A 15,167-nucleotide genomic window follows, 5' to 3' on the forward strand; every position below is an offset into this window, starting at 1 on the left:
AAAGGCCCTCGGGCCCGCCCGGCCTGGAGAAAGTGGGCGAATCCGCGCCACCCGGTAGTGGCCGCCACGTTCACCGCGGCCGTCCTCCACCTCGTGTGGGGGCTCTTCCTGGCGACCGAGGGCGGCGACCTCGCGGCACAGGCGGCCTGGACGGACTTCGCCTGGAAACACCCCGACGCCGCGTACAGCTTCGCCTGGTACGGCGGCATGCATCCCGTCTCCTACAGCGTCATGTCACCGCATCTGATGGCGCTGCTCGGCATACGCACGGTCGCCGTGGTGACCGGCACGGTCTCGGCCGCCCTCACCGCCCATCTGCTGAGGCGGTTCAAGGCGCCCGTGGCACTGCCCGCCTCCCTCTGGGCGGCGTTCGCGCTGTCATGCAACTCCGCGTCCGGCCGGGTCACGTTCGGCCTGGGCCTCATGTTCGCGCTCATGGCGACGATCACGGCGTTCACCCCGCGCGGCACCCCCGCCCTGCGCGCGGCGGGCATGGCGGGGTTCAGCCTGCTCGCCTCGCTCGCGAGCCCGGTCGCGGGACTCTTCCTCCTGGTGCTGGCCGCCGCGATGATCCTGACCGGACGCCGCCGCGCCGGGATCTGCGTCGCCGTCGGCCTCCCCCTCGTGGTGGGCACGACGAGCCTGCTGTTCCCCTTCGACGGCATCCAGCCCATCTCGCTGACCGCCATCGTCCTGCCCGCCGTCACCAGCGTGATCGCGGTTCTGACGTGCGCGCCGAAGAGCTGGAGGTTCATCCGGATCGGCGCGGGGGTCTACCTCACCGGGATCGTCCTGACCTGGCTGATCCCCTCCCCGGTCGGCAGCAACGTCGAACGGCTCTCCCTGCTGTTCGGCGGGATGTTCCTGCTGTCGGCCGTGGCGCGCGCGCACGGGCGGCTCCGGATCGCCGTGCTTTCCCTGGCGTTCATCGTCACGGCGTCCTGGCAGGTCGTGAAGCCCGTCGACGACCTCATCCACACCGAGCCCGCAGAAGCCGCCGCCGAGCACGCCAGCGGACTCATCGCCGAACTGAACGCGCTCGGCGCCGGCAAAGGCCGCATCGAGGTCGTCCCGCTGCGCTCCCACTGGGAATCGTCCGGCATGAGCCGTCACTTCACCCTCGCGCGCGGCTGGAACCGCCAGGTCGACGCGGAACGTCACGAACTGTTCTACGAGGAGGGCGCGCCGACGCCCGGCTCCTACCGCGCCTGGCTGAACAAGTGGGCGGTGCAGTACGTCGTCCTGCCCGAGCAGGAGACCGACTGGTCGGCGCAGGAGGAGGAGGCGCTCGTCGAAGCCGGCCAGCCGTACCTGACGGAGATCTGGCGCGACGAGCACTGGCGCCTGTTCCGCGTCCTGCGCGCGACGCCTCTGGTCGACCTCCCGGCCTCCGTCCACCGGCTCGACTCCGGCGAACTCGTCATCGACATGCCGTCCAGCGGCTCCGTCCTGGTGCGCACCTACTGGTCCCCTTGGCTCAGGGTGACGGGCGGGGACGCTTGCCTGACGCGCGACGGCGACTTCGTCCGGATGAAGGCCGACGCGCCCGGCCGCTACACCATCGCCGCCCGCTACGGCCTGCAGCGCGGCAACCACTGCGAATCCTGACCGCCCGCCGTACGGTCCAGCGGACGAAGAAGCCCCGGGGAGGACGTCCCCGGGGCTCTCCGTCGTTAAAGGCGACCCGTCGTTACAGGCGACCCGCCGTTACAGACCGGCCGCGGAGGCCAGGTCCTTGGCGCGGTCGGTCGACTCCCAGGAGAAGTCGGGCTCCGACCGGCCGAAGTGGCCGTACGCGGCGGTCTGCTGGTAGATCGGGCGGAGCAGGTCCAGGTCGCGGACGATCGCGGCCGGGCGCAGGTCGAAGACCTCGAAGATGGCCTTCTCGATCTTCTCGGGGGCGACCTTCTCGGTGCCGAACGTCTCCACGAACACCCCGACCGGGTGGGCCTTGCCGATCGCGTAGGCGACCTGGACCTCGGCGCGGTCGGCGAGCTGCGCGGCGACGATGTTCTTGGCGACCCAGCGCATCGCGTACGCCGCGGACCGGTCGACCTTGGACGGGTCCTTGCCGGAGAACGCGCCGCCGCCGTGCCGCGCCATCCCGCCGTAGGTGTCCACGATGATCTTGCGGCCGGTCAGCCCGGCGTCGCCCATCGGGCCGCCGATCTCGAAGCGGCCGGTGGGGTTGACCAGCAGCCGGTAGCCCTCGATGTCGAGGTCGAACTCCGCGAGCACCGGGTCGACGACGTGCTCCTTGACGTCCGGGCTCAGCAGTTCCTTCAGGTCGATGTCGGGGGCGTGCTGGCTGGACACGACGACGGTGTCGAGGCGGACGCCGCGGTCGCCGTCGTACTCGATGGTGACCTGGGTCTTGCCGTCCGGACGCAGGTAGGGGACGTCGCCGCTCTTGCGGACCGCGGACAGCCGGTGCGCCAGCCGGTGCGCCAGCGTGATCGGCAGCGGCATCAGGTCGGGCGACTCGTTGGTGGCGTAGCCGAACATCAGCCCCTGGTCGCCGGCGCCCTGCCGGTCCAGGTCGTCCACACCCTCGCCCTCGCGGGCCTCGTAGGCGTCGTCGACGCCCTGGGCGATGTCGGGCGACTGCGCGCCGATGGACACCGACACGCCGCAGGAGTGGCCGTCGAAGCCCTTCTTGGACGAGTCGTAGCCGATCTCCAGGATCTTCTCGCGGATCACACCCGGGATGTCCACGTAGGTCTCGGTGGTGACCTCACCGGCCACATGCACCTGACCGGTCGTGATCATCGTTTCGACGGCGACTCGGCTCTTCGGGTCGTCTTTGAGCATCGAGTCGAGGATCGCGTCGCTGATCTGGTCCGCGATCTTGTCCGGGTGTCCTTCGGTGACGGACTCGGAGGTGAACAGGCGGCGAGGCACGTACGTGAACTCCTTGCAGCGGCTGCTGACTGTCGTCGCAGGGACGGATTTCTTGTCGGGTTCGGCAGGGGGCCCCGCCCCCCGCCGGGGCTTCCCACGGGTGTTGGGGCGAAGTCTAGCGGGATCGTCATCCGGCACCACTAGGCCGGGCGGGCGGGCACCTCCGGTCAGTCGGGGGGCTGGGGGGCGAGGCGGGCGGCGACGAGGTCCCAGACGACCTCGGCGAGCGCCTCCTTGGCGCCGCGGGGCACCTCGGTCTGCGAGCCGTCCGCGCCGAGGATCACGGCGGCGTTGTCGGGGCGCCCGAACGTCAGGTCCTCGCCGACCTGGTTGACGACGAGCAGGTCGCTGCGCTTGCGGGCGAGCTTGGCGCGGCCGTTCTCCAGGACGTCGTCGGTCTCGGCCGCGAAACCGACGATCACCTGCCCGGGCCGGCGGCGCTCGCCCAGCTCGGCCAGGATGTCGGGGTTCTTCGTCAGCCGGATCGGCTCCGGCTCGCCGCCGTCGGTCTTCTTGATCTTCGAGCCCCGGTAGCCGGTCGGGCGGAAGTCGGCGACGGCGGCGGCCATGACGACCGCGTCGGCGGCGCCCGCGGCCTCCAGGACGATCTTGCGCATGTCCTCGGCCGAGCCGGTGGGCACGATCTCGGCCCCGGCCGGGTCGGGCAGGGCGACGTTGGCGGACACGAGCGTCACCCGGGCGCCGCGGGCCACGGCGGTGCGGGCGAGGGCGTAGCCCTGCAGCCCGGACGAGCGGTTGCCGATGAAGCGGACGGGGTCGATGGCCTCCCGGGTGCCGCCGGCGGAGACGACGACGTGCCGGCCGGCGAGATCGCGGCCGTCGGCGCCGCGGGCCAGGACGTGCCGGGCGACCTCGAACAGCTCGGCCGGGTCGGGCAGCCGGCCGGGGCCGGTGTCCTTGCCGGTGAGTCGTCCCGAGGCCGGTTCGATCACGACGGCGCCGCGGGCCCGCAGCGTCGCCACGTTCGCCCGGGTCGCCGGGTGCTCCCACATCTCGGTGTGCATCGCGGGTGCGAACACGACCGGGCAGCGGGCGGTGAGCAGGGTGTTGGTGAGCAGGTCGTCCGCCAGCCCGTGCGCGGCCCGGGCGAGCAGGTCGGCGGTGGCGGGGGCGACGAAGACGAGGTCGGCGTTCTGCCCGAGCCGGACGTGCGGGACCCCGGCGACGTCGTCCCATACCCGCGGGGAGACCGGCTTGCCCGACAGGGCCGCCCAGGTGGGCTCGCCGACGAAGCGGAGCGCGTCGGCGGTCGGGACGACGGTGACGTCGTGACCCGACTCGGTGAGCCGCCGGAGCAGCTCGCACGCCTTGTACGCGGCGATGCCGGCGCTCACGCCGAGGACGACGCGCGGCTTGGGGGAGGTCATATCGGCCACTGTCCCATCAGGCGCCGGACGCGTGCGCGCCGGGGTCGCCCGCATTCGCGGGGGCGCCCCCGGAGACCAACGCGGGCCCCGGCGAAGGCGGCCACAGGCCGATCAGCGGCATCGGCCACAACCGGAGTCCGTGGATCGCCTCCCGGAACATCGCCCCCGGAACACTGCCCCGGTTCACTGCGGTATCGGCGAAGGCGGTCACGGGCCGGCGCGCGGCATCGGCCGAATCCCGGCGCGCCTCAGCCCTCGATGGGCTCGGCGTTCAGGAGGCCTTCGCGCGTCTCGCGCAGCGCGATCGACAGCGGCTTCTCCTGGACCTGCGTCTCGACGAGCGGGCCGACGTACTCCAGCAGGCCCTCGCCCAGCTGGGCGTAGTAGGCGTTGATCTGCCGGGCGCGCTTGGCCGCGATGCTCACGAGGCCGTACTTGGTGTCGACGACTTCGAGGAGCTCGTCGATCGACGGGTTGGTGATGCCCTCATTGCTGGCTGCCACTCGGTGGCCTTCCCTGGGTCTCGTGTAGGCGGAAAAGTCCGTGTTAGTGGACAGCCATCAAGGTTAGCAGCTCATCGCACACGTCCCGGACGGACGTGTTGACGAGCGTGACGTCGAACTCCTTCTCGGCGGCGAGCTCGACACGGGCCGCCTCCAGGCGGCGCTCGATCACCTCGGCGGGCTCGGTGCCGCGGCCGGTCAGCCTGCGGACGAGCTCCTCCCAGCTGGGCGGCGCGAGGAACACCAGCAGCGCCTCGCCCATGGAGCGGCGGACCTGCCGGGCGCCCTGCAGATCGATCTCCAGGAGCACCGGCTCGCCGCGGGAGAGCCGCTCCTCGACGGGCCGCCGCGGGGTCCCGTAGCGGTTGCCCGCGAACTCGGCCCATTCGAGGAGCTCCCCCTCGCCGACGAGCCGGTCGAAACCGGCGTCGTCGACGAAGAAGTACTGCACACCGTGGGTTTCACCCGGCCGGGGGGGCCGGGTGGTCACCGAGACCGACAGCCACACCCGGGGGTGTGATCGCCGGATCTCGGCGACGACCGTGCTCTTGCCGACGCCCGACGGCCCGGAGAGGACCGTCAGCCGCCGCGCGAGCGGGTCATGCGGTTCGGAGCCGTCCGGCACGGGATCGAACATTCTTCATCCGGCCTGTCCGCGGAGGCACGGCCTGCGCGGGCCTGCCGTGGATGAAGAGCGTTCACCGGGTGCGCCGGAGCCGGACGGGATGGAGCCGGGCTCGGGTCGCCCCGAGCCGGCCGCGGCGGTCTGACCGCCGCGCCCGCCCGTGAGTCGCGCGTCAGCGGTTCGCACTTCCGCCGAACTCACGCTCCAGGGAGGCGCGCTGGTTCGCGCCGAGGCCCCGCACACGGCGGGACTCGGCGATGCCCAGACGCTCCATGATCTGCTTCGCACGGACCTTGCCCACACCGGGCAGTGATTCCAGAAGGGCCGACACCTTCATCTTTCCGATGACGTCGTCGGACTGACCCTCTTTGAGAACCTCGGCGAGCGAGGTTCCCCCGTGCTTGAGCCGGTTCTTAACCTCGGCCCGCTCCTTGCGAGCCTTGGCAGCCTTCTCCAGGGCTGCGGCGCGCTGTTCGGGGGTTAGGGGCGGAAGAGCCACGCCGGGTCACCTCAGGTTTCCACTCGACGGAGTCGGACGGGTTGGGAAACTAGCGAGTTCACCGCCCATTAGGCAACGTGAAGTGCCGTTTAGCCCGCCACAAATTCATGAAAATCACTCCTTGGAGTGTCCTGAATACAGAGTGTACACAACTGCGGGCCCTCATCCGCGCATCACCCTGCCTTGCTGGGACTTTCGCATGATCGTGAAAATCCCCCCTTTCCGACCCCAAATACGGCACTCGATGCCGTTTCGCCGGTACGGTGCGCGCCCCCGCGGGCCGGCGCGCAGCGCCCCCGTCCACCGCCGTCGGGCCCCCGCGGCGGCCCGCTGTGAGGTCCCCCACAAATGATCCCGACCGAGTGACACTCGTCACGCCACGCCGTTCCGCACGTCGCGACGGGACCGTTACTGTCATCCTCGACAGCACTCCGACCCGCCAAGATCGCTCCCACTCCGGAGGCCTCCGCCACCGCACCAGCTCCCCGCCCGCCGCCAGGGCATCGAACCCGGCGCCAAGCCATCGAACATGGACGCGGAACCACCGGCGGTCAGCCGGGGACGTTCCCCGGTGTGAATCGTCGCTCCGCGTGAACGAGTTCGTCGTTCGCCACGTATCCCAATGTGGACGAGACCGTCTCCGCATTGGCATGCGACTAAAGCCACAAAGTGCGATAGCCCACGCCCGAGAACACGCCAAAACTTGCCCAGAAAGCAGATCTGGCCATACGGGCCGCGCCCACACCATTGAGCGCCCGTCTCCCCCGTCCCCCAGGGGACCGGCTCAGGTGGTCCCGGCCGACTTCCTGAGGGCGGCGGCTATGGCGGCCGCGGCGGCGCCCGGGTCGGGGGCGGCGGTTATGGGGCGGCCTATGACCAGGAGGTCGGCGCCCGCGGCGAGGGCGTCCTCGGGGGTGGCGACGCGGGCCTGGTCCTGGTTGGCGGAGCCGGCGGGGCGGACGCCTGGGGTGATGAGCGTGATGTCGGGCCCGACCTCGGTGCGGACGGCGGCGGCCTCCTGCGGGGAGCAGACCAGGGCCTGCGCGCCCGCCTCGACGGCCAGGGCGGCCAGCCGGCGGACGGCGTCGGGGGCGGGGCCGGCGAGGCCGAGGGCGGTGAGGTCGGCCTCGCTGAGCGACGTCAGGACGGTCACCGCGGCGATCCTGGTGGCGGGGACCGCCTCGACCGCCGCGCGGATCATGGCGGGCCCGCCGGCGGCGTGCACGGTCAGGTACGACGGCTTGAGGCGTGCGACGGCGCGGGCGGCGCCGCGGACGGTCGCGGGGATGTCGTGCAGCTTGAGGTCCAGGAAGACCTGGACGCGGCTGGCGCCCCGGACGCTGGCGACGACGTCGGGCCCGTACCGCAGGTAGAGCTCCAGGCCCACTTTGACGGTGGAGACGTGCGGCGTGACCAGGGTGGCCCAGCGCGCGGCCGTCTCCAGGTCGGGCGCGTCCAGCGCGACGGCGATGGGGGCGGTCACAGCTTCTCCTTCTCGGGCTCTTGCGGTCGCACCTGCGGCGGGACGTACCCGGCGGGCTTGTGCGCGAGGCCGACGGCGTCGGCGAGACGTCCGATGCGGCGGGCCACGAGGGCCTCCTCCAGTTCGCGCAGGACGCGGGGCCCGGCCGTGGGGTCGTGGAAGGCGGCTGTGCCGACGGCGACGGCGGAGGCACCGGCGAGGATGAACTCCAGCGCGTCCAGGCCGGTGGCGACGCCGCCGACGCCGATGATGGGCGTGGTGGGCAGCGCGGAGTGCACCTGGTAGACGCAGCGGACCGCGATGGGGCGGACGGCCGGCCCGGACAGGCCGCCCGACACGCCGGTGAGGGCGGGACGGAGCGTCTGCGGGTCGATCGCCATGGCCTCGATGGTGTTGATGAGCGTGAGGCCGTCGGCGCCCGCGTCGACGCAGGCGAGGGCGATGGTGACGATGTCGGTCACGTCGGGGGCGAGCTTGGCGAAGATGGGGACGCCCGGCCGGGCGTGGTCGCGGACGGCCCGGACGACGGACCTGGCGGCGGCGGGGTGCCAGGCGAACATGCGGCCGCGGTCCTCGACGTTCGGGCAGGCGATGTTGACCTCGATGGCGGCGATGCCCGGGACGTTGCGGAGGCGGCGCCCCAGTTCGCCGTACTCCTCGACGCTGTTGCCCGCGACGGAGACGATCGTGCGGACCTCCTGCTCCATGAGCCACGGGAGGTCGCGTTCCAGGAACGACTCGACGCCTGGGCCGGGGAGGCCCATGGCGGTGAGGAGGCCGCTGGGCGTTTCCGTCACGCGCGGTGTGGGGCGTCCCGCGCGCGCTTGGGACATCACGGACGTGGTGACGAACGCGCCCAGGCGGGAGAGGTCGAAGAACTGGGCGAGTTCCCGTCCCGTCCCACCGCACCCGGAGGCCGTCATGACGGGATTGGGCAGCTCCAGAGGCCCGAGTGCGGTCTTGACCCGGTCGCTCACCCGGTCGCTCATTGGGAGCCCCCTTCGGAGACGCTCAGGACGCGCGGAGCACCGAGCGCGTCGAACGGGATGGTTCCTATGTCGCCCCACCGGACGCGGTCGCCGCGCAGGACGGGACCGTCCGCGCAGGCCCGGACCATGCGGGTCACGCCGTCCTCGCCGTGGACGGGCAGCATGCACGTCATGCACACGCCGATGCCGCACGCGCCCGTCCGCTGGAGGAACTCCTCGACCGACACCTGGGAGGGCAGGCCGAAGTCACCGGCGACCTGCGTGACCGACCGGAGCAGGTCCGTGGGGCCGCACCCGTAGACGACGTCGGCGCCGGTCTCCTCGATGACGCGGGGCAGGACGTCGCGGACGGTGCCCTTCTCCCCCATCGACCCGTCCTCGGTGGCGACGGTGGAGCTGTCGCCGATGCGCTGCGCCATGCGGGAGCCGAACACCTGCCGGGTGGACGGCCCGCCGAGCACGAAGTGCACCTGGCAGCCGCGCCGCAGCAGGGCGTCGGCGAGGGCGAACACGGCGGCGGCTCCGGGGCCGCCGCCGACGAGCAGGCAGGTCACCGGGTCGCGGGGCAGCCGGAACGGGCGTCCGAGCGGACCGACGAGGTCGATCTGGTCGCGGGAGCGGCGCCCGGCGAGCCAGGCGGTCCCGGGCTCGGTGTCGGCGAACACCAGCTCGACGGTGCCGCCGTAGTCGGACTTGACCTCGTGCACCCCGAAGCAGCGGCGGATCAGCCGGGACGTGTGCTCGCCGCCGACGGCGAGCGCCACGAACTGGCCGGGCCGGAACCGCTCGGCGATGGCCGGGGCCACCAGCGTCAGCGCGTGGTAGTCCTGCACCTGGCGGACCGTCAGAACCGTCCCCGACGTCTGCACCGGTGTGTCGGACACCCGTCTCCCTCTCCTCGTCGCGTGCGCCGGGCGGGCCGGGGCGCGGCGTCCCGCGGCCTGTCCCGCCCGCCCGGCTTCTGTCACCCGAGCGTCATACTGCCGTCCCCGTCCGGTGCGGGCCCGTCGGCGCGCCCTTGGGCGCCGCCGAGCCGCTCGGCGTGCTCCTGGAGGGAGCGGACGCCGACCTGGCCGCCCGCGACGGCCTCGATGCCCTGCACGGCCGCCGCGAGGCCCTGGACGGTCGTCACGCACGGTACGCCCCGCAGCACGGCCGCGGTGCGGATCTCGTAACCGTCGAGCCGCGGCCCGGACTGCCCGGGGCTGCCGAAGGGAGTGTTGACGATGAGGTCGACCTCGCCGTCCAGGACGCGCCGCACGATCGTGGGCTCGCCGGACGGGCCCGGCCCCTCGCTGTGCTTGCGCACGATCTTGGCACGCACGCCGTTGCGGCGCAGGACCCCGGCGGTCCCTTCCGTGGCAAGAATTTCAAAGCCCAGGTCAGCGAGGCGCTTGACGGGGAACACCATGTGCCGTTTGTCCCGGTTCGCCACGGAGACGAACGCGCGTCCCTTGGTCGGCAGCGAGCCGTAGGCGGCCTGCTGCGACTTGGCGAAGGCGGTGCCGAACACCTCGTCGATGCCCATGACCTCGCCGGTCGAGCGCATCTCGGGGCCGAGGACGGTGTCGACGCCCTGGCCGCGCTCGTTGCGGAACCGGTCGAAGGGCAGGACGGCCTCCTTCACCGCGATCGGCGCGTCCGGCGGCAGGGTCCCGCCGTCGCCCGCCTCGGGCAGCATCCCCTCGGCGCGCAGTTCGGCGATGGTGGTGCCCATCATGACGCGGGCGGCGGCCTTGGCGAGCGGCACGGCCGTCGCCTTGGACACGAACGGGACGGTGCGGGACGCGCGCGGGTTGGCCTCCAGGACGTACAGGACGCCCGCAGAGAGCGCGTACTGGACGTTCATGAGCCCGCGCACCCCGACGCCGCGTGCGAGCGCCTCCGTCGATTCCCGGATGCGGCGGATGTCGTCGTACCCGAGGGTGATCGGGGGCAGGGCGCACGCCGAGTCGCCGGAGTGGATGCCGGCCTCCTCGATGTGCTCCATGACGCCGCCGAGGTACAGATCCTCACCGTCGTACAGGGCGTCGACGTCGATCTCGATGGCCTCGTCCAGGAAGCGGTCGACAAGGACGGGATGTTCCGGGCTGGCTTCGGTAGCGCGGGTCATGTACGACTCCAGCGTGGCGTCGTCGTACACGATCTCCATGCCCCGCCCGCCGAGGACGTACGAGGGACGGACGAGAACGGGGTAGCCGATCTCGTCGGCGATCTCGCGGGCCTCCTCGAAGGACGTGGCGGTGCCGTGCTTGGGGGCGAGCAGCCCGGCCCTGTGCAGAACGCGTCCGAACGCACCGCGCTCCTCGGCGAGATGGATGCTCTCCGGTGAGGTGCCCACGATGGGGACACCGGCGTTCTTGAGCTTCTGGGCGAGCCCCAGGGGCGTCTGACCGCCGAGCTGGACGATGACGCCCGCGACCTCGCCGGACTGCTGTTCCGCGTAGACGACCTCTAGGACGTCCTCCAGCGTGAGGGGCTCGAAGTAGAGCCGGTCGGAGGTGTCGTAGTCGGTGGAGACCGTCTCCGGGTTGCAGTTGACCATCACGGTCTCGTAGCCCGCCTCGGCGAGCGTGAACGACGCGTGGACGCAGGAGTAGTCGAACTCGACGCCCTGGCCTATGCGGTTGGGCCCGCTGCCGAGGATGAGCACCTTGGGCTTGACGCCCGGCGGTACTTCGGTCTCCTCGTCGTAGGCCGAGTAGAGGTACGGGGTCTGCGCTTCGAACTCGGCGGCGCAGGTGTCCACGGTGAGGTAGACGGGGCGGACGCCGAGGGCGTGGCGCAGCTCCCTGACGACTTCTTCGGAGAGGTTCCGCAGCTCGCCGATCTGCGCGTCGGAGAACCCGTGCCGCTTGGCGCGCAGCAGCTTGTCCTTGGTGAGCGCGTCGTCGGCGGTACGGATCTCTTCGGCGACCTCGTTGATGGCCACGATCTGGTCGAGGAACCAGGGATCGATGCCGGTCGCCTTGTAGAGGTCATCGATACCGGCGCCTGCCCAGAGCGCACGCTGCACGATCTTGAGCCGTCCGTCATGCGGGCGCTTGGCCGCCTCGACCAAATCGGCTGCGTCGGCCGTACCCGCCCAGCTGAACGACGAGCCCTTCTGCTCCAGCGACCGCAGGGCCTTCTGCAGCGCTTCGGTGAAGCAGCGTCCGATGGCCATGGCCTCGCCCACGGACTTCATGTGCGTGGTGAGGGTGCCGTCCGCGCCGGGGAACTTCTCGAACGCGAACCGGGGCACCTTGACCACGACGTAGTCGAGCGTGGGCTCGAACGACGCGGGCGTCTCGCGGGTGATGTCGTTCGGGATCTCGTCCAGCGTGTACCCGATCGCCAGCTTCGCCGCGATCTTGGCGATCGGGAAGCCGGTGGCCTTGGACGCCAGCGCCGACGACCGCGACACCCGCGGGTTCATCTCGATGACGATCATCCGGCCGGTGCCGGGGTGCACGGCGAACTGGATGTTGCAGCCGCCGGTGTCGACGCCGACCTCGCGGATCACCGCGATCGCGACGTCGCGCATGTTCTGGTACTCGCGGTCGGTCAGCGTCAGCGCGGGCGCGACCGTGATCGAGTCGCCGGTGTGCACGCCCATCGGGTCGAGGTTCTCGATCGAGCACACGATCACCACGTTGTCGTGGCGGTCGCGCATGACCTCCAGCTCGTACTCCTTCCAGCCGAGGATCGACTCCTCCAGGAGCACCTCGGTGGTCGGGGACGCGTCGAGGCCCGTCCCGGCGATGCGGCGCAGGTCGTCCTCGTCGTGGGCGAACCCGGATCCGGCGCCGCCCATCGTGAACGACGGCCGGACGACGAGGGGGTAGCCCAGCTCGCCGGCGGCGGCGAGGCACTCCTCCATCGAGTGGCAGATGAGCGACCGGGCGGACTCGGCGTTCAGGTCCCGCTCCCGCGCGACCTTGGCGACGACGTCCTTGAACTTCTCCCGGTTCTCCCCGGCCTGGATCGCGTCCACGTCGGCGCCGATCAGCTCGACCCCGTACTTGGCGAGGACGCCGCCCTCGTAGAGCGCGATGGCGGTGTTCAGGGCCGTCTGGCCGCCGAGCGTGGGCAGCAGCGCGTCCGGCCGCTCCTTCGCGATGATCTTCTCGACGACGTCGGGGGTGATCGGCTCCACGTAGGTCGCGTCGGCGAACTCGGGATCGGTCATGATCGTGGCCGGGTTGCTGTTGACCAGCGTCACCCGCAGGCCCTCGGCCTTGAGCACCCGGCACGCCTGGGTGCCGGAGTAGTCGAACTCGCACGCCTGGCCGATGACGATGGGCCCGGAGCCGATGACCAGGACGGACTTCAGATCTTCCCTGCGCGGCATTACTTCGACGCCTCCATCAGTTCGCAGAAACGGTCGAAGAGACCGGACGCGTCGTGCGGGCCGGCCGCGGCCTCCGGGTGGTACTGGACGCTGAACGCAGGACGCTCCAGGAGTCTCAGTCCTTCCACGCAGCCGTCGTTGAGGTTGACGTGGGTGACCTCGGCGGGGCCGTAGGGGGTGCCGAACGGGCCGTCCTTGGGGGCGTCCACCGCGAAGCCGTGGTTGTGGGCCGAGATGTGGACCCCGCCGGTCGCCCGGTCCTGGACGGGCTGGTTGACGCCCCTGTGGCCGAACCGCAGCTTGTACGTCCCGAGCCCGAGCGCGCGGCCGAATATCTGGTTGCCGAAGCAGATGCCGAAGAACGGGGTTCCGGCGTCGAGGACGCCTTTCAGGGCGTCCACCGCGTAGCCGGCGGCGGCGGGATCCCCAGGGCCGTTGGAGAAGAACACCCCGTCCGGTCCGAGCGCGAGGATCTCCTCGGTCGTGCTGGCCGCCGGCAGGATGTGCACTTCGCAGCCGCGGCCGGCCAGCCGGTGCGGCGTCATCGCCTTGATGCCGAGATCGACGGCCGCGACGGTGTAGCGCTTCCGTCCCTGCGCCCGGACGACGTACGGCTCGGTGGTCGACACGTCCCGCGCGAGGTCGGCGCCCTCCATCGAGGGGCTCTGCCGCACGCGCTCCAGCAGCGCGTCCTCACCGGGCGCGACCGCCGCGGCCCCGCTGAAGATGGCCGCGCGCATCGCGCCCCTGTCGCGCAGGTGCCGCGTCAGCGCGCGCGTGCCGGAGATGGCGATGCCCACCACGCCCTGCTCCCGCAGCGCGGAACCCAGCGACCCGGTGGCGCGCCAGTTGGACGCCACACGGGCGGGCTCACGCACCACGTAGCCGGCCACCTGGATGCGGCGCGACTCGGGGTCCTCGCCGTTGACGCCGGTGTTGCCAATGTGAGGGGACGTCATGGCCACGATCTGGCGGGCGTACGAAGGGTCGGTGAGGGTCTCCTGGTAACCGGTCATCCCGGTGTTGAAGACCATCTCGCCGAAGGTCTCCCCCTCGGCCCCGTACGCGGCCCCGTGGAACACCCTGCCGTCTTCCAGAACGAGCAGAGCAGAGTTCGAACGCTTTTCATCCGGCCTGCTCGCCGGGGCCTGTTCCGTGCGGCCGCCCCGAGGATGAACGTTGTTCATTGGAGCTTCCCTTCCAGGACGGTCGGCTTGCCGCGCAGGAACGTGGCGACGACCCGTCCGGGCAGCTCCAGCCCCGCGAACGGGGTGTTGCGGCTCTTGGACGTCATGGCCGACGGGTCCACGGCACGGCGGGGCGACGGGTCGTACAGGGTGATGTTGGCGGGGGAACCTGCCTCAAGCGGACGACCTTGTCCGGAAAGGCGGCCGATGCGGGCGGGGCGGGCGGACATCCGGTCGGCGACCCCGGCCCAGTCGAGCAGCCCGGTGTCGATCATGGCCTCCTGGACGACCGGCAGCGCCGTCTCCAGGCCGGTCATGCCCATCGCGGCCACCGCCCACTCGGTCTCCTTGGCCTCCACCGGGTGCGGGGCGTGGTCGGTGGCGACGCAGTCGATCGTCCCGTCCGCCAGGGCGCCGCGCAGGGCGGTGACGTCGTCGGCGGTGCGCAGCGGCGGGTTGACCTTGAAGATCGGGTCGTAGGACCCGGCGAGCGCGTCGTTCAGCAGCAGATGATGCGGGGTGACCTCGGCGGTCACCGGGCAGCCCCGGCTCTTGGCCCACCGGATGATCTCCACCGACCCGGCCGTGGACACGTGGCAGACGTGCAGCCGCGACCCGACGTGCTGGGCGAGCAGCACGTCCCGGGCGATGATCGCCTCCTCGGCGACGGCGGGCCAGCCGCGCAGGCCGAGCGCCGCGGACATCTCGCCCTCGTTCATCTGCGAGCCCTCGGTGAGGCGCGGCTCCTGCGCGTGCTGGGCGACGATGCCGTCGAACGCCTTCACGTACTCCAGTGCCCTGCGCATGATGACCGCGTCCGACACGCAGTGCCCGTCGTCGGAGAAGACCCGTACCCGGGCGGCCGAATCGGCCATCGCGCCCAGTTCCGCGAGCTTTTCCCCGGCGATGCCGCGCGTGACCGCCCCGACGGGCTGGACGTCGCAGTAACCGGCCTCGCGCCCCAGGCGCCACACCTGCTCGACCACGCCCGCCGTGTCGGCGACCGGGTCGGTGTTGGCCATCGCGTGGACGGCGGTGTACCCGCCCACCGCGGCGGCCTTCGTCCCGGACTCGACGGTCTCGGCGTCCTCGCGGCCCGGCTCGCGCAGATGGGTGTGCAGGTCCACGAGACCGGGCAGGGCGATGAGCCCGTCGGCCTCGATGGTCTGCGCCCCGCCCGCGTCCAGCCCGGAACCCACCCCGGCGATGACGCCGTCGCGAACCAGGATGTCGGCGCCCTCCCCACCGAGAACGCGCAC

General features: G+C 71.6%; 12 protein-coding genes. 1 reads left to right on the forward strand and 11 read right to left on the reverse strand.

Features of this window, described 5'->3' with window-relative positions:
- Nucleotides 1-57: 57 nt before the first annotated feature.
- Entirely contained in the window at nt 58-1,608 is a 1,551-nt protein-coding gene (locus ACTWPP_RS17835; RefSeq protein ID WP_443105385.1) for an MFS transporter, read from the forward strand.
- A 99-nt stretch (nt 1,609-1,707) separates the two neighbouring features.
- Here ACTWPP_RS17835 and metK read toward each other — a convergent pair whose 3' ends face one another.
- From metK to ACTWPP_RS17890, 11 genes are all read right to left on the reverse strand, one after another.
- Nucleotides 1,708-2,901, reverse strand: a complete 1,194-nt coding sequence (metK, locus tag ACTWPP_RS17840; protein ID WP_443105386.1) for a methionine adenosyltransferase — start codon at nt 2,899-2,901, stop codon at nt 1,708-1,710.
- Between the two features lie 167 nt (nt 2,902-3,068).
- Nucleotides 3,069-4,289, reverse strand: a complete 1,221-nt coding sequence (gene coaBC, locus ACTWPP_RS17845; RefSeq protein ID WP_443105387.1) for a bifunctional phosphopantothenoylcysteine decarboxylase/phosphopantothenate--cysteine ligase CoaBC — start codon at nt 4,287-4,289, stop codon at nt 3,069-3,071.
- Between the two features lie 248 nt (nt 4,290-4,537).
- Complete coding sequence (rpoZ, locus tag ACTWPP_RS17850; protein WP_021597645.1) at nt 4,538-4,792, reverse strand: DNA-directed RNA polymerase subunit omega; 255 nt, start codon at nt 4,790-4,792, stop codon at nt 4,538-4,540.
- 43 nt (nt 4,793-4,835) lie between these two features.
- On the reverse strand, nt 4,836-5,429 hold the full coding sequence (gene gmk / locus ACTWPP_RS17855) for a guanylate kinase (RefSeq protein WP_443105388.1): 594 nt from the start codon (nt 5,427-5,429) through the stop codon (nt 4,836-4,838).
- A 160-nt stretch (nt 5,430-5,589) separates the two neighbouring features.
- Nucleotides 5,590-5,916 (reverse strand): integration host factor, actinobacterial type, encoded by a 327-nt coding sequence (gene mihF, locus ACTWPP_RS17860; RefSeq protein ID WP_026405770.1) that lies wholly within the window; start codon nt 5,914-5,916, stop codon nt 5,590-5,592.
- 784 nt (nt 5,917-6,700) lie between these two features.
- Nucleotides 6,701-7,399: an orotidine-5'-phosphate decarboxylase gene (pyrF, locus tag ACTWPP_RS17865; protein ID WP_443105389.1), complete on the reverse strand. Its 699-nt coding sequence runs from the start codon at nt 7,397-7,399 to the stop codon at nt 6,701-6,703.
- Nucleotides 7,396-8,388, reverse strand: coding sequence for a dihydroorotate dehydrogenase (locus ACTWPP_RS17870; protein WP_443105390.1), 993 nt, complete (start codon nt 8,386-8,388; stop codon nt 7,396-7,398). The genes pyrF and ACTWPP_RS17870 overlap by 4 nt, the downstream gene beginning before the upstream one ends.
- A complete protein-coding gene (locus ACTWPP_RS17875; RefSeq protein ID WP_443105391.1) occupies nt 8,385-9,272 on the reverse strand; it encodes an iron-sulfur cluster-binding protein in 888 nt (295 codons plus the stop codon). The genes ACTWPP_RS17870 and ACTWPP_RS17875 overlap by 4 nt, the downstream gene beginning before the upstream one ends.
- 80 nt (nt 9,273-9,352) lie before the next feature.
- Complete coding sequence (carB, locus tag ACTWPP_RS17880; RefSeq protein WP_443105392.1) at nt 9,353-12,721, reverse strand: carbamoyl-phosphate synthase large subunit; 3,369 nt, start codon at nt 12,719-12,721, stop codon at nt 9,353-9,355.
- Complete coding sequence (gene carA / locus ACTWPP_RS17885; RefSeq protein WP_443105393.1) at nt 12,721-13,908, reverse strand: glutamine-hydrolyzing carbamoyl-phosphate synthase small subunit; 1,188 nt, start codon at nt 13,906-13,908, stop codon at nt 12,721-12,723. Before carA ends, carB begins: the two co-directional genes overlap by 1 nt.
- Nucleotides 13,905-15,167 (reverse strand): dihydroorotase, encoded by a 1,263-nt coding sequence (locus tag ACTWPP_RS17890; protein WP_443105394.1) that lies wholly within the window; start codon nt 15,165-15,167, stop codon nt 13,905-13,907. The genes carA and ACTWPP_RS17890 overlap by 4 nt, the downstream gene beginning before the upstream one ends.

It is taken from the genome of Actinomadura sp. 3N407, assembly GCF_052245875.1.
Classification (GTDB): Bacteria; Actinomycetota; Actinomycetes; order Streptosporangiales; family Streptosporangiaceae; genus Spirillospora.